Origin of the sequence: Halobellus sp. LT62, from assembly GCF_037031285.1 — an archaeon.
Taxonomy (GTDB): domain Archaea; phylum Halobacteriota; class Halobacteria; order Halobacteriales; family Haloferacaceae; genus Haloquadratum; species Haloquadratum salinisoli.
This window is the reverse complement of the sequence record NZ_JAYEZO010000001.1, coordinates 1,068,357-1,083,551: the sequence shown is the minus strand read 5'-3', so window position 1 is coordinate 1,083,551 and position 15,195 is coordinate 1,068,357. Positions and strand designations below refer to the sequence as shown.

Here is a 15,195-nt window from a genome sequence, read left to right as displayed (position 1 = left end):
TCCCTCCCCTCTATCGATGTGTATTCGAGAGAGATCCACATACACTCCGATAGGGGCGCTCTACTCCCTGACTTGTGATTCAAAGGATGGGTGCACGCCAGCTTACACCACACACCTCTATCGAAGTGTATTCCGCTAGTAGAGGCGCTAAAACGGCTTGGAGAGTTGAATACCCCACCTTTGTTTTTGTTCTTAAGAGCGTAGTGCCATACCCAAATTGTTTCGACAGATACTCTGTGGATACATGCGGATTTCACACCTCTATCGATGTGTTTGAACCGCTACTCCAACGGAACACACCGTTATCGATGTGTTCGCTCCGAATAGAGATACACCCCTCCATCGAAGTGAAAAACAACAGGTAGAGTGCTTTGATCCCCATTACTTCTGTCTACTCACAAGAGCCTCGGCACAATCGACGAGGTCATCCCCAGATGTCCACTGATAGAGACGCCCAGCATCGTCGAGCATATCGAAGATCGCAGTCTGCATTCCGCTATACGGGTTGTCGATATCGATGCTCGTATCGATGGCGTCCGCATCCAACGAGTCATACTTGCGTTTGAAGACATACGTCTTCGTGAAGTACTCTTCGAGGGCAGTGAAGTACCCTTGTTCGACGAGGAAGCCGCCCTGGGCGTGTTCGGCGACACCCACAATGAGGTCCGTGTAATCGGCGAGCAGCCGAAATTTGAGATAGGTATTCATCCACTCACTCCGAATGTCGACCATCAGGAACGCATACGCATCGGGCTTCCGGTTGAGACGATCTTTCACAAGCTGGAGCCGCCGAATCTCGGGATGCCCGTAGCTACCGAGAACGAAATACGAATTCCCTGCTGAGAATATCGGCGTGAACTCCGCCACACTCTGTTTGAGCGCTTCGTACTCTTCCGGCGTGAGTGAGCCCTCGTGAAGATACTCATCCGCTTTCTCGGCGAGTTCGTCGACAGTGACCGGCTCGTCACTCATTCGAGCGGGGCTTCTCCCGTAATCTGCTTTAATGTCGCGAACGCTTCGGCGACCGTATCGTTCCATACCGATTCGTATCTGGGCGAAACGCTTTTGCACGCACTATTCAAATAAAGAAGTAATGAGTACATCCGATCATCCGCCAAGCGATCTGGGTTCCGTCCGAGAGCGGCTGAACGTCGTTACCCAGGAGACGCGATTTGCACTCCTCCAGGACATCCTCGGGCATCCGTCGGAACTACCGACGCTGAAGGAACTCGACTACGTCAATCCAAGCAAGAGCCAGACGACGATTCGTCAGCACCTCCAACAGCTTGTCGACGTCGGCATCGTCGAGGAAATACTCCTGCCGGAGGACCGGCGGCGGAACGACCTGCCGTACAAGTTCTACGGGATCAGCGAGGACGGTCGGCAGTTCCTCGCAGAGCACAAGCTCCTTCGCGCGCAGAATACACTCCGAGCGATCTACGACCGGGTGGAGAAAACCGACGACATCAAACGGTATGAGACTGCCCCGCGCCCCGAGCGCTAACACTCCCTGTTTCACTTCGCAGGCGGGGTGCCCTTCGACCGGCTGGCTATCCGGCTGGGATGCCATTTCGTCTATTCGGCTGGGTTCACTGGCGATTTGTACTTTGACTTGACGCGATTCCCGTCCCGCCACTGCCAGTAGTAGTAGCGATTGTCGTTGATCTCCTTGATCGTGATCGTCGCTTTGGCAGGGACGTCGTCCGGGAGGTCGTCTGGTCGCTCCTCCACTTCTTCTTGGTCTGCCGACTCCTCGAGACGGGCCTCACGGTCCTTGTGCTCGACTAGCGCTTCGGCGTATGTAGCAATATCTCGGAGCTGCTCCGGGGTCGAATCGTTGAGCGTGTTGACGATCTCCGTTGGGAGGTTCGCCGGTGGGGTTGGGGGTTCGTAGGACATCTGTGGTCGCCTCGTGTTAACCAACGAAACGCCCAATCCCATAGGTTCGTTGGTTAAACACATCTCGGACTCGTTGTTACCTGAAAAGGACGAGTAGCCTTTTACGCATAAATAGCAACTACTTACGTCTTGTTAGGGTAGGACACGACCTGAGCATCAAGAGTATTTATTCCACCTTCACCGGTATAGTTATAAATATATCGGTAAAATTGGAATCTATGAGGGAAGCGGAGTTCGTTTTCGAGGACTCTAGCCGTTCTTAGTGGGGCCGTGACGGGACTTACTGGAGCAGTCGCGTACTTTCTTGTCCCCCTTGTGACCGTCGAGTACGGTGACACCGGCCAAGTTCGCAACACGGTGGAACTCTCAACTTACGTTTTTGACTACTTTTTTTGCGCAGTCGCTTCTCTATCGCCTTGGGGTTCTGGTCCTCGTGCCGTTCGTGACAACAGTGGGGGCCTTGGCACTCGCCCGCCGAGCGGGATATGTCGGTCGAGCGACGGACATAGCTGTCGTCACCGCGGTCGTCGTCGGGCCTGTCGTGACGGTTAGTGCGGTCGGCGGCTACGCGCTGGTCGAACGTGTCGGCCCTCGGCCTCCGAAATAGTCGCCGGCCCATTGAACGATATGTGAGTCCCCTGTATCTAACAGATGGATTCTCAACTTGTTGGTGTCCAATTATTTCAACAGAGCTGTTTCCCACTTAGAGTCGGTGTACCCGCCACGGAATGGCGACTCAGCCGAGATCCGGTGTTTGAGTTTCAGGTTCGCTGCGCCCCAATCACCTCCCCCGGCGTGAAATCCGAGGTTTGTCGGTGAACTCATTTATATCTCTCCCTCCCAGATACCAGTAAGGAGGTTTTATTTATCACTGACCGGAATTCAGCGGAACTCGAACTCCACCAATACAAGCAACTCATCGAGACGCTGCCTATTGGGTACGTACGCACAACCCTAGATGGCGAGTTCCGTGCGGCAAACTCTACGTTTGTCTCTATGGTGGGCGGGGACTCACAGGACGATATTCTGTCCCGAGAAGTCACGGAGTTTTATCAGGACCCAGAGACGCGGGAGAATCTTCTCACAGCACTGACCGAGGTGGGACAGGTTCACAACGAGGAGCTGAAGGTGACGACGCTGAGCGGCGATACCATCTGGGTATTGGTCACCGCCCGCGTTGTCGAAACCGTTGAGGAACGCTGTTTCGACGCACTCGTTCAGGATATTACCGACCGACGGAGACGTGAGGATGTCCTCCGCGAGATGCATACCATCATTTCGGCACGGGACCAGACTTTCGAGGAACAAGTACAGGCCCTCCTCGAACTCGGCCGGGCAGAGCTCAACACGCAGTACGGAACCTTATCAGAAATCCGCGGTGATGACTACGTGTTCGAGATCGTTGCTGCTGATGACGACGGTATTCAAGCGGGAAACGTAGTCCCAGTCTCAGCAACGAACTGCGAAATCGCAGCCAGCGACGAACGAACCCTCGTGCTTGGTGATATCGAACGGGATGCCCCGGATGAAACTGACCGAGCCGGATATACTGAATGGGGGATATCCTGCTATATCGGTGCCCCCGTTATGATCGGAGACGACGTCTATGGAACCTTCTGCTTTTACGGGACAGAGGCTCGAAGCGGGCAGTTCTCCACGTGGGAAGTTACTCTCGTTGATTTGATGAGCCGGTGGGTAGGCTACGAACTCCAACGGCGACGAGCAAAGGTCAAGCTCCAGAGGAAAAATGAGCAGTTGGAGCAGTTCGCCTCGATTGTCTCCCACGATCTTCGGAACCCCCTTAATGTCGCCCAGGGCCGATTGAAACTCGCAACAGAGGAGTGTACCAGCGAACACCTTGATCCCGTCATAAAGGCCCACGACCGGATTGAAGCGCTCATTGACGACTTGCTGGAACTCGCCCTCGCAGGAGAGGAGATTGACGAAATGGAAGTAATCGACCCGGCTATCTTTAGCGAGACTTGGTGGCAAAACATCGACACCCACGACGCAACCCTCCAAGTGGATATCGAGCGAAAGATATGTGCCGATTCAAGCCGCCTTCAGCAACTGTTTGAGAATCTCGTTCGGAACGCAATTGAGCACGCTGGCAAGAGTGTGACTGTGACTCTCGGACAACTCGAGGGCGGATTTTACATAGAGGACGATGGACGTGGCATCCCCCCTGAGGAACGTGATAAAGTATTAGAGGCGGGCTATTCGACCGCCGACAAAGGGACCGGGTTCGGGTTGCGCATTGTCAAACAAGTTGTCGATGCTCATGGCTGGAATCTTGCAGTGACTGAGGGCTCCGACGGTGGCGCAAGATTCGAGATCACTGGTGTCGAGTTCGTTTCGAGATAGAAATCACCCATACAACCTGACACCTTCCAAATCCGGGTCGGTGTCAATTCAAGTTTGGTTCTGTCTGATCCTTGCGCAACAAGTTCTCGGTAGGTGTGCACTTAGCGGTGTGATTCAATCTTGATGATCGGGTCTCCGCTTTTGTCGGCGATGATCGTAACTGTCGTCGTCGGTCTGGATGACGCGTTTTTGGAACGGCGACGACGGGAGGGGACTCTCAGGAGGAGATGTAGTCGATTAGCTGGCTCGCCACATCCTCGGTGCGCTCGTCGACGAGAGTGGTCAGGTAGTGCTCGACATCCCCAGCACTGTCGAGAGTCGCGAGCGACCACGGGAGGACGTGACTTCGTTCCCCGAGTGGGTTGCCTTTGTAGTCGTCATCCCTGAGTGGGAGCGCCTCTTCGTGATAGGTCTTCGTGGACACCAAGACCGTGATGGGTTGTACGCCGTGGTTCGGGAATCGGGGAGTTCCCAGCACGAGCATCGGGCGACCTTTCTCCGAGGGCGGGTCGGTCGCCCAGACGATGTCGCCGCGAGCGCGTCGACGACGAGCCCACCCGTCGCAGGCGACGTGATCGCGCCCGTCGGTATCCGGCTCCACTTGGATAGCGCGGTCGACACAGCTCGGGTGAGTGACCCGTTCGTCCTGCCCCCAGGTATGGGCCTGGCCAGTCTCGGTACCGGGCGGGACGTCGCAGAAGGCACAGCGGGAGAGCGTCTGCTGCATCACTCGGCCTCCGCGTCGGCGTCGCGACCGGCCGTCGACGATCGCGGTATCGAACCCGCCGACCTCCGTGTGTTTCGTCGAGCCGTCGAAGACGCTTGCTTGGACGGCTTCGACGGCCGCCCGAATCGACGCCAACGAATCATCCGGGAACGCCTCGGACGAAGTCTGGGTTCGGCGCTCGCTCAGTTTGGTGACCTCCTCAAGTGAGTGGAGAGAGTACACTCCACGAGCCGGCCGGGTGAGGGCCGGATGCGGAACCGTTCCAAAGCATACTGAAGCAGTTTCGCGGGGGAAGTTGAGCACGCATACAATGAACCTCAAAGAGCGGCGGGGCTAGTTGAAATAGAACCTATGCCGTGAGCTGGATCATCGGGTCGTCGAGGTCGCCAACGCCAAAGATGGCGTTGTCGGTAATAGCAAGACTTTCGATAGTAATTGGTGCCTGCGTGACCCACTGAACGCTGCCGGTACACGCGTCAAGGCCGACGATAAAGCCATCCTCAAGGGCGGCTATGACACCATCCTCGGTGGCGGTGACGTCCAAGACGTTGATCGTCCCACCACAGCCCGAAATTTCGTCGCACGTACGTTCCCAGGCGATTTCCCCGTTCGCAACACGGATCGAACGGATGCTACCGGCACCGCCGGCGTAGAGAGAGGTGCCGTCAGTGGCGAAATTGTCATCTATCTCGGAGGCTTGCCAGACCTTCACCCCAGTCTTGGTGTAGGCGTAGACGTGGCCGCTATTTTGCCGTGCCAGCACGCCGCCGGGGACGACTACCAGCGAGCTCACTCCCCAGCCGTCAGTAACCGAGGGGAGATCCTCGCGCCACTGTATCTTCCCAGTAGCAGGATCGAGTGCAGAAATGCGTTTGCTCGACCCGACGAACACGGTATCTTGGGCGACCGCCATCGCACTCGGGTACACCTCATACGGCACTGTCCACTGTTTGTCGCCGCTGGCAACTGCGATGATGGCGCGGCTGCCACGAACGACGATGCGTTGTGAGGTTGGGACAATCGTATGGATGCCTTCGTCGATATCGACCGTCCACGCGGTCTCTCCAGTTGAGCGTTCATAGGCACGGAGAATCTGGTCGAGACCAAGCAGGACAAGGTCGTCGCGAATAGCTGGCAGGGACGGCACCGGTGTCGAATCACCAGCGGAGAGAGTCACCGTCCAGCGCTCTTCACCAGCTGTGCTGACCGCGCGGAGGTACTGGTTTTCGGGCAGGGCGACGTTCGCCCCGTATGTCAGTGCGTTCACCGCATAGATGGTGTCCTCTGCGATGACAGGTTGGAGGTACCGAGGACTGTAGTGGTCCCCGTTGGGATTCATCGGTGCAAATTCCCAGCCTACCCCAGACACCGTCCCGAAACTAGGACCAGCCGGGAGGTAGGCATTGTTCGATGGCCCTCGGTCTGGGAGCGGCCACACTTTCTCCGGGAGTGAGTCAGGGTCGCCCCCGATGGCCTCGGGCTTGGTCCCCTCGGTCGTCGTAGTCGATACCGTGGTCGTGGGGGTGGATGTCGATGTCGTTGTTGTAGTGGTTTGGGTGGTCTTGGACTGGGTGTCGCTTTGGCAGCCGGCGAGGACGGTGGCAGTGCCGGCAAGTGCTTGGAGGAGTGCGCGTCGCGAGCGGGAAGGCATACGACACCTCCGCTTGCGGGATATTGTAAAACTAACCCCTTGATGCCGCATTCTACCCAACAACTACCGATGGCTGTGCGCCTAACCTCTCGGATATCTACTGGAACATCCCTTTAGACTGGCAAAATCCTCGGTGGTCAACCCGCAGGAGTTATTTATATTAACTTGTCCGAGGCCACCCACTGAAAAAGACGGTGCCAATAGCAGGAAACAGCCGGGTAGAAATCCTACAGGAACGACGGTTCCGGGACCACGGGAAAGTTCGACTCCGGAATCGATGCGCTGTTAATTGATTGATCCGGAGCGTCACTCCCAAAACGATTGAACTCGCTCATCTACTCGGAATGCTTCGAGGCGTGACTGCGGTCAAAGCCGGAAGCGTCAATCCCAACGACACCGGTGGCCGGGAGAAAGTGTGACTCAGTGATTGAGAAGAACCCGCAAAACAGTATATCAAGGCGGTTAAACGCCTTACACAACGTCGAAGGAGACGAGAGTTCCTCAAGATTGAGGACGCTCCGAATCCGAGGCATCTCGATAAGTTCGTCCAGAAGCGTCCGGTACGTCGTATTCTTCCGAATCTTGAGACAGAGGAGAACGATGTGCTGATGAAGTATGTCCCGCTGTTTCGAGAACTTTGAGAAGTAACGAGTGACAGCTCGGCGAGCTAAGTGCATCGCTTGCTCAACGAACTGGAGTAACCGCGATTTCGGGACGGCTTCCACCCGATCAGACTACCGGGGCAACTTGTAACTCTCTAAGAATTTCAACGGAGCAGACCATTCTGTCTGGGCAAGCAGGCCCTCAACGACAACTTCGCTCCGAATTCCTCTATCTCGATTGACTCGAAAAGTATTACATCCATAAAAAATGTTACGAGATATGGTCGAAATACGACGGCCGGTCCAAACAACACAGACATCAATCAAAATACTAGAAACGTTGATAGAAAAGAATAGCTCGACAATTAAAGAATTAGCAGAAGAATTAGAAATAGCCGAAAGTACCACGCATAGACATCTTACAACGTTACGCAATGAAGATCTGGTTGTAAAGATAAATGATCAATATCGTGCTGGTCTACATCTGTATTACTTGGGGAATAAAGAACGTAAGCAGCGAGATTTGCTTTCTGCAGGCCGAGAAGTTGTAGAAAACTTGTCAGTACAAACTAGAAAAACTTCATGGCTATATTCCTTAGAAAATGATATGTGTGCACCTATTTATGGATCATCTAATCAGACTTCGAAAAACCATTATTCTGTTATTGGTCAGCTCACGCCGCTTCATTCGAATGCTGGTGGGAAAGCAATATTGTCTGTACTTCCCGACGATCGCATCGACGAAATTCTCCGCGACAACAGGCTGCAATCAAGCACTGAACACACGATTACAAGTGAGACGAGGCTTCGAGACGAAATCGAAATCATCCGCGATCGGGGATATGCGATCTCGGAGGGTGAAGCAGTATCCGGAGTCAATGCAATCGCCGCTCCAATAGCAGTCGCTGATGAGATTGGTGCAGTGGGCTTCCACTCCTTCGATGGTGCTAAGCACGATGATCTCAGCGTGTTTTCTGAAGACGTCCTCGAAAAAGCGGCAGAGATCTCGATAAGTTTGCAGTCGTAACGGCCGGATAAATTCTACTCATTCGAATCGCGACGGATGTGGTCTAATAACACATCACGTAAGCAGTTTCCAAATACGTGAGCGGCTGATAGCCCAGAGGGGTAATTTCACCTCACAAGTGTACGCCTATTATTTATACCAGAAAATAGCCCGTAACAAAATTTATAATCAATAATAGACTGCGCTCAGCCACAGATTCGAGCTACACGAATTGTTTTGGTTTTTTCTTATGTTCCTCTGCTAATACCCGATACGAGGTGGCTGAAACCCGAATACGAAATCAATTCAGCGCAACAAATAGGTCTCTTCGAGCCTCTCGAATTAGTAACAAACTGGCGGATATGTGTCAAATATATTAAGGTAAATTGGTTTTGAGATCTGGACCATCTCAACTTATTACTTTCCACTCAACACGGAGCGTATGGAAATCACGATACTAGGAACAGGCACTCCTGTTCCTCTTCCTAATTGATCTGGTTCCAGCGTTCTCGTGGATATCGGCGAGGAGAGACTCTTGTTCGATTGTGGTCCGGGGTCAATCCATCGTATGGTGGAACACGGAATTAATCCGGGCACTATTGATTCGCTCTTCTTTACCCATCACCACATCGATCATAATGCTGCTTTCTATTACTTCCTCATCACGAACTGGACGCGGGGCGAAGACAAACTCAGCATCTATGGCCCACAGCCAACTACTGACATACTCCTGTCGAGTCTGTACGACATCTACGGTGATGCAATCGACTATCGAGTTTCGGCAGGGGCACCCTCAGAGCTAATCAGGGATCTTCCGACGTATGAAGTGGCCGCTGGAGCAGAATTCTCGAAGACCAACTGGTCGATCGAGGCCTTCGAGGTGAAGCACTCGATCGAGACGCATGGATTCCGTATACGGGAACACTCCTCAGGAGCAATAACCACTATTTCCGGGGATACGGGAAAGACAGACACAGTTGTTGACGCTGCCCGCGATGGTGACCTCCTCATTCAGGACTGTGGCATCGCACCGACGAGTGGCTATCCCGATTCTACCGGTGACGAAGTCGTCTGGGAGGAATACACTACGGGCATCCCTCCGAGCGTGCTGGAGGGGATTTCGGATGTCCACTGTAGTCCTGAGGAGCGCGGAGAAATAGCCGCTGCAGCCGACGTCGACACGCTGATGTTGACTCATCTACTTCCGTATCGGGACGAACAAGCGATCACCGATTCGGTGAAACAACAGTTTTTGGGGACTGTGTACGTCGCGGATGATGGCTTACGCCTCTCGGTGTGAACTCGCGGTTCATCTCACTGATCCATCTCTAGAGTCTCCGGATGCAGTACTCACTTTTTGGCGGTGGTCTGTGGACTCTCGGATCGCTCGGCCCCACAGTGGCTACGATGTACCCTTTCGCGATCTTGTCTATCTGTCCACTTGATCGGTCGAACCCAGACGTCTGTCTCCCCGGTGGTCCGGTCACACTGACGCAGTTACTCCCGGTTACGGCTCTTCGAAGTCGTCGAATATCACGTCCGGTTCCTCAGCAACGACATCGGGATGATAGATAGGCGTATCAGCATCGATGACTCGTCCATCGGGGAGGTGATACTGGTTAGGCCCACCCCTGTAGGCGCCCAATCTGTACTCGTCCTTTAACTGAGCAGCCTTCTCTTTCTGTTCGAGCGTTTCCTCGAAATCCAGTGACTCGCGTACGACGTTCCGAAGAGACTCCAACGCCTCCGCATCGTCGTCTCGTGGCTCTTCGGCCAAATTTTCCGTCTCTAACGGATCCTCCTCGACATTGAAGAGTAGTTCTGGAGCGTCCCGAAATCTCACGTACTTGTAGTCGCCATCGCGGACCATTCGGTAGTCCGTTGCGGGAGCACCGGGAGTGGCGAAACAGTCAGTCATCACTGGCCCGCGTTCGGGTTCCTCTTCGTTGACGATGCTCGCTGAGAGGTTTGTTCCGTCGAGATCCTTCGGAGGAGTAACACCCACGAGATTGCACAGCGTCGGATACAGATCAATGAGATTGACAGGCCTCTCGAAACGGGATGGTTCGAGATCGTCTGTTCGATGCTCCGGCGTCTGGACGAAAAGCGGGACACGAGTGGAACTCTCGTGATATGTGCATTTATCCCAGAGTCCGTGTTCCCCGGCCATCTCACCGTGGTCGCTCGTATAGACTACTATTGTGTCATCTAAGAACCCGTCTCGATCAAGCGCCGCGAGGAAGTCTCCGATGAGTTCGTCCAAGTACTCGACACAAGCAAAATACGCTGCCCGTGCTCGCATCGCGTCGTCGTGTGTGACTCCCGCTGTCAACTCTTTTTGTTCGGCGATGAGTGGATGTTCGTCCGTATCCGCTCCCTCCACTATCCGTGGTTCGGAGACGCCACCTTGCCAGTATTTGTCGAAGAAACGTTCTGGGGCGGTTCGCGGCCAATGCGGACGGCTGAATGACGCGCAGAGTGCCCACGGCTGATCCGGATTCGCGTACTCGTGTTCGCGGAGAAAAGACATCGATTCCGCGATGACGTTCCGCTCTTGGAGCAGGCTCTCGGGAATATCCGTGTTTCCGACGTCAGTCACGAGAGCCTCCCAATCAGGGCCCTGCTCACCCAGTGATCTATTCGGCGGTTCCATCTGATGACCAGTGTTCCCCGTGAGGTCACCGTACGGCCGATGATCGAACCCTGCGAACTGGCGATTCCCCCCCAAGTGCATTTTTCCAATGAGACACGTCTCATACCCCGCATTGGACAGCGTTTCGGGGAACGTCTCCAAGTCCGGCTGAAGCAGACTAGAATTACCCCACGCATCGGCGTTGGGGGCACGTTTCCCCGTGAGCAGTGACAGACGCGAGGGGGTACAGAGCGGCGTTGCACAGTAGGTGCTATCGAACGACGTAGAGTTGTCTTCCAACTGATCAAGCGTGGGCGTGTCGACATCCTCGCCACCGTTGTGCGCTGGTCGATTTCCCAGATATCGATGGCTATGCTGATCGCTTGTGATGAATAGAATATTACTGCTTGAGCCGCTCATTGTTCGCAGATGAGATTAGAGGCATATAAAAATCCCGCAATATGACATCTATAGTATGATTCCCCTCGGGGACCCCTGAAATATCTCTCATTTCGCGTCGACGACACAGCGAAAACCGATGTTGCCGGTTGAGCTGTCTGCGGTGTTCTTCGATCGAGCGGCGAGCCGATATCGGTTACACCACGACTGGTGACAGAGATAGGAACCGCCCCGCATCACGCGTTCATCGCCGGTCGACGGTCCAGTCGGGTTCTCGTGGTCGTACCCATCAGTTCGGTGATAGGTTGGGCTGAACCAATCGTTGCACCACTCCCAGACGTTGCCAGAAACGTTGTAGAGCCCGAAATCGTTCGATTCGAACGCATTGACCGGTGCCGTCCGTTCGTAGCCGTCATCGCCTGTGTTGTGCTCCGGGAAGTCGCCTTGCCAGACGTTGCAGCGGTGTTCACCGTCCGGTTCCAGCTCGTCGCCCCAAGGGAAACGCCGGCCCTCTCTGCCGCCGCGGGCGGCATACTCCCACTCGGCTTCAGTGGGAAGTCGTTTTCCAGCCCATTCAGCATACGCTATCGCGTCGTTCCACGAGACGTGTGTTACAGGGTGCTTCAGCAGCTCGCGGTCGTCTAAGATACTCGTACTCGGGCCGTTCGGGCGCAGCCAGTTCGCACCCTCGACTGCGACCCACCACGGCGCGGCCGCAATGTTCTGAATGATCCGATCATAGTCGGTTCGTGGGACAAAATCCTCGAAGACGAACGACCAGCCGAACTTCTCGGCGTCTGTGGTGTATCCCGTCTCTTGGACGAACTCGAGGAACTCGGCGTTCATCACGGCGTACTTGCTGATGTAAAACTGATCGACGGTGACCTCCCGAGTGGGCCCCTCGCCGTCCTGTGGAAATCCCTCACCTGAGTCCGTGCCCATCCGAAAGGTGTCGCCGTCTAGGTGGATCATCCCGGCGGTGCGGTCGTCGTCTTCGGTCGCAGGCTTGGTACGGAGTACTCCTTGTTGCTCTCGTCGTTCTGTGTCGTCTGCGCCGTCGGCTGAACTGTCGGATGAGCGCGTTGCGGCACAACACGCTGGGTCTTTCTCTTTCATACCCGTTTCAAGCGTGGAGGTTGGGATTAATTGTTGTGCTCGCCAGCTATCGTAGCGCTTGTCACTGATTGCTCATCCGACCGCGCCACTGACTGCGGTCACATAGAAGAAGACTTGCAACGCACTATAATCGGTTAGATCCGGATTCCCACCACGTCCTCGACCCATCTTACGATCTTCCCGATCCACGTTGGCGACCCATCGCTCTCAGTAGATTCGTACTCCAACACAGCCGCCGACTCGTCTTTGTGGGATCTATCGATATGTTTCACGACTGCTTCGACCGATTCCCGCGAGTAGCCGCAAGCAGAGCAGACGTATCGCGAACTGCTTTCGTCCATAGTACCTACTGTTGTTAATTTCGATTGAATGTTTCGGAACCGCCAATTGCAGCAAATACAAACTCCCTCTCCGGATGTGGCGACCGGCCAGAGAACGACCTGCCCGAGTGCTCGCTCAGTTCCGGCCTTCGCTGAGTTGTCCGCCGCCGTCGACTTCGAGTACTGTTCCAGTCATATAGGCGGACAGCTCAGAGGCGAGAAAGAGGACGCTGTTGGCTTGGTCTTCCACCCGCCCCAGTCGCCCGAGCGGTACGCGTGAGGCGTACTCCTCGTGCCACTCCTCGGTGATGTTCTCCTCTAGCATCGGCGTGAGGGTGCCGCCGGGACAGACGGCGTTGACCCGCACATCCGGAGCGAGGTCGCGTGCGGCGTGCTTGGTGAAGCCGATGACTCCCCACTTGGCAGCAGTGTAGTGGATCCCGCCGTTGACGCTGACGTTCCGACCGGCCATCGAGGAGATGTTGACGATCCGGCCCTCGCCGCGCTCCAGCATCCCCGGTATCACCGCACGCGTACAGTTGTACGTCCCCGTGAGGTTCAGTTCGAGTGCGTCCTCCCAGGCATCGTGCTCGAGTTCCTGTATCGCCTGACCACCCGCACCGCCGGCGTTATTGACGAGGATCTCGACCGAGCCGAAGGACTCCTCAGCCGCCTCGACCATCGCCTCCACGTCGTCGGGGTCTGTGACGTCACAGGCCACCGCCTCGGTGGTAGCGCCGTCGGCTGCGAGCTCATCGGCGGTTTCGGTGACTTCGTCCCTCTGGATGTCCGCAAGCACCACGTTCGCGCCGGCCTCTCCCAATCGCGACGCGATCCCGCGGCCGATTCCCTGTGCCGCGCCAGTGACGATTGCCGTCTCTCCGTCCATATCGATCGTGATCATATCGGATAGGTCTATCACTCACGGCTTAAAATTACGGGGCATGGGACCGGTCGTGTTTCGGTAAGGTTGTGAGTGAGACAGCCGCTATCGTACCATCTCGAGCCTCACAGAGTTGTCGTAGCCTTTGTTATCGTAGCGTACGCCAGTCTTCATTCACTCGATCGCACGCTTTCGTGCGATCGGATGAGCAGTCAGTTGCAAACGCCACTAACTTGGCTCACTGCTTCCAATTACTCACTCCTCGACGGTGACCAGACGTATCGAGGGTGTCGATTATCGCGATTGCAGGGCATACTGGCATCCGGACCCCCACGAGATCGCACTCCGAGACACATATCGTGTGAGTAATTGACTACCATAACAACTATTTTACGTCGGATCACTGAACCAACGCGGTATGGAATTGCTCACCGATGTTGGCCTCCCGGAAGAGGCCAAACAGATCAAACGTGAGGCCCGTGAGTTTGCTCAAGAATATATTGCACCCAACGCAGCAGAGTATTTCAACAGTGGAAAATATCCCCACGAACTGGTCGATCCCGCTGTCGAAGCAGGCTTCGTCGGGAAAGGAATCAGTGAGGAATATGGTGGACGTGGGACCTCGCTCATCGAAGACATCGCGGTACACGAGGAATTTTTCCGTGCGGACGCTGGGCTAAGTATGGCATTACTCGGCCGTGCATTCGGTGCGTCGATGATCGAACTGTTTGGGACCGACGAACAGAAAGACCGCTATCTTCCTCCGATTCCGTCGGGCGAGGAGTTCAGCGGCGGCGCGATTTCCGAACCCGAAACGGGAAGCGATCTCACGGGGATGGAAACGGCAGCCGAGCGAGACGGGGACGAGTGGATAATAACTGGTGAAAAATACTGGATCGGAAACGGAGTCGATGCCGACTGGGTCGTCGTGTACGCGAAGACTGGAGACGGCGAAAACCCCTACGAAAACTATTCGTTGATTATCGTCCCGACGGACGTAGACGGCTATGACGCCGAAGAGATTCCCGCGAAAATGTCGATGCGGGCCTCCCAGCAGGCGCATATCGTCTTTGACGACTGTCGAGTCCCGACGGAGAATCTCCTCGGGGATGAGGGAGAGGGGTTCCGGATGCTCACCGAATTTTTCAACGAGGGTCGTATCAGTGTCGCGGCACACGGCGTCGGTCTCGCAGCGGCAGCGGTAGAGGAAGCTTGGGCGTTCGTCCACGACCGAGAGGAGTTCGGGAAAACGGTCAGCGATTTCCAGTCGGTCCAGCACGACTTGGCGGATATGCGATTAGAGTTCGAGAGCGCCAGAGCAATGACTTGGCGAGCCGCTCGAATGGCCGAAGCCGACGTCGACGACGCGAGTGCGTGGGCGGCGATGGCGAAAGTCAAGGCCACGGAAGTCGCCGCGGAGTGCGCACAGACCGGCGTGAAACTCCACGGCGGGCGCGGAATTCTCAACGACCGCCGGATCACCCGAGTCTACCGAGACGTTCGCGCTCCGATGATCTACGAGGGAGTCAACGACATTCAACGGGATCTCATCTACAAGCAATCGAAGTGAGTACCCGACCGAAAACGACCACAGCA

The 15,195-nt window shown here is 55.4% G+C and carries 12 protein-coding genes and 5 pseudogenes; 5 read left to right on the top strand and 12 right to left on the bottom strand.

From position 1 onward, the window contains the following. Positions 1-381: 381 nt before the first annotated feature. On the bottom strand, positions 382-972 hold the full coding sequence (locus U5919_RS05400; protein ID WP_336022676.1) for a DUF8170 family protein: 591 nt from the start codon (positions 970-972) through the stop codon (positions 382-384). Between the two features lie 121 nt (positions 973-1,093). Here U5919_RS05400 and U5919_RS05395 point away from each other — a divergent pair, with 121 nt between their 5' ends. Beyond that, the gene (locus U5919_RS05395) at positions 1,094-1,504 is read left to right on the top strand and encodes a helix-turn-helix domain-containing protein (protein ID WP_336022675.1); all 411 of its coding nucleotides are present in this window, start codon (positions 1,094-1,096) and stop codon (positions 1,502-1,504) included. Between the two features lie 71 nt (positions 1,505-1,575). Here the strand turns inward: U5919_RS05395 and U5919_RS05390 are convergent, their stop codons facing one another. Continuing rightward, positions 1,576-1,899 carry a DUF6788 family protein gene (locus U5919_RS05390; protein ID WP_336022674.1) on the bottom strand — a complete coding sequence of 108 codons (324 nt, stop codon included), beginning with the start codon at positions 1,897-1,899 and terminating at the stop codon, positions 1,576-1,578. Between the two features lie 684 nt (positions 1,900-2,583). Further along, a pseudogene (locus U5919_RS15880) lies at positions 2,584-2,679 on the bottom strand (DUF6735 family protein); the annotation flags it as partial. 87 nt (positions 2,680-2,766) lie between these two features. Between U5919_RS15880 and U5919_RS05385 the strand changes: the two are divergent. Next, positions 2,767-4,263: a GAF domain-containing sensor histidine kinase gene (locus U5919_RS05385; RefSeq protein ID WP_336023870.1), complete on the top strand. Its 1,497-nt coding sequence runs from the start codon at positions 2,767-2,769 to the stop codon at positions 4,261-4,263. Between the two features lie 217 nt (positions 4,264-4,480). Here the strand turns inward: U5919_RS05385 and U5919_RS05380 are convergent, their stop codons facing one another. From U5919_RS05380 to U5919_RS05360, 5 genes and pseudogenes are all read right to left on the bottom strand, one after another. Then, positions 4,481-4,789, bottom strand: a complete 309-nt coding sequence (locus U5919_RS05380; RefSeq protein WP_336023869.1) for a type II toxin-antitoxin system PemK/MazF family toxin — start codon at positions 4,787-4,789, stop codon at positions 4,481-4,483. Continuing rightward, positions 4,741-4,990, bottom strand: a pseudogene (locus tag U5919_RS05375) (DUF7558 family protein); the annotation flags it as partial. The pseudogene U5919_RS05375 and the gene U5919_RS05380, both read right to left, overlap by 49 nt. A gap of 21 nt (positions 4,991-5,011) precedes the next feature. Further along, positions 5,012-5,212 (bottom strand): annotated as a pseudogene (locus U5919_RS05370) (hypothetical protein); the annotation flags it as partial. Between the two features lie 127 nt (positions 5,213-5,339). Beyond that, complete coding sequence (locus tag U5919_RS05365; protein ID WP_336022673.1) at positions 5,340-6,329, bottom strand: outer membrane protein assembly factor BamB family protein; 990 nt, start codon at positions 6,327-6,329, stop codon at positions 5,340-5,342. Between the two features lie 656 nt (positions 6,330-6,985). Next, positions 6,986-7,366 (bottom strand): annotated as a pseudogene (locus U5919_RS05360) (transposase); the annotation flags it as partial. A gap of 157 nt (positions 7,367-7,523) precedes the next feature. Between U5919_RS05360 and U5919_RS05355 the strand changes: the two are divergent. Both U5919_RS05355 and U5919_RS05350 read left to right on the top strand, forming a co-directional pair. Beyond that, a complete protein-coding gene (locus U5919_RS05355; RefSeq protein ID WP_336022672.1) occupies positions 7,524-8,270 on the top strand; it encodes an IclR family transcriptional regulator in 747 nt (248 codons plus the stop codon). Positions 8,271-8,757: 487 nt separating this feature from the next. Continuing rightward, positions 8,758-9,549: pseudogene (locus U5919_RS05350) on the top strand (MBL fold metallo-hydrolase); the annotation flags it as partial. A 207-nt stretch (positions 9,550-9,756) separates the two neighbouring features. On the opposite strand, the gene U5919_RS05345 reads toward U5919_RS05350, so the two are convergent. From U5919_RS05345 to U5919_RS05330, 4 genes are all read right to left on the bottom strand, one after another. Beyond that, positions 9,757-11,301 carry a sulfatase-like hydrolase/transferase gene (locus U5919_RS05345; protein WP_336022671.1) on the bottom strand — a complete coding sequence of 515 codons (1,545 nt, stop codon included), beginning with the start codon at positions 11,299-11,301 and terminating at the stop codon, positions 9,757-9,759. Between the two features lie 87 nt (positions 11,302-11,388). Further along, positions 11,389-12,396 carry a formylglycine-generating enzyme family protein gene (locus tag U5919_RS05340; protein WP_336022670.1) on the bottom strand — a complete coding sequence of 336 codons (1,008 nt, stop codon included), beginning with the start codon at positions 12,394-12,396 and terminating at the stop codon, positions 11,389-11,391. A gap of 134 nt (positions 12,397-12,530) precedes the next feature. Further along, on the bottom strand, positions 12,531-12,737 hold the full coding sequence (locus U5919_RS05335; RefSeq protein ID WP_336022669.1) for a hypothetical protein: 207 nt from the start codon (positions 12,735-12,737) through the stop codon (positions 12,531-12,533). Positions 12,738-12,852: 115 nt separating this feature from the next. Continuing rightward, a complete protein-coding gene (locus U5919_RS05330) occupies positions 12,853-13,620 on the bottom strand; it encodes an SDR family NAD(P)-dependent oxidoreductase (RefSeq protein ID WP_336022668.1) in 768 nt (255 codons plus the stop codon). 397 nt (positions 13,621-14,017) lie between these two features. Between U5919_RS05330 and U5919_RS05325 the strand changes: the two genes are divergently transcribed. Next, entirely contained in the window at positions 14,018-15,169 is a 1,152-nt protein-coding gene (locus tag U5919_RS05325; RefSeq protein WP_336022667.1) for an acyl-CoA dehydrogenase family protein, read from the top strand. Positions 15,170-15,195: the final 26 nt, after the last annotated feature.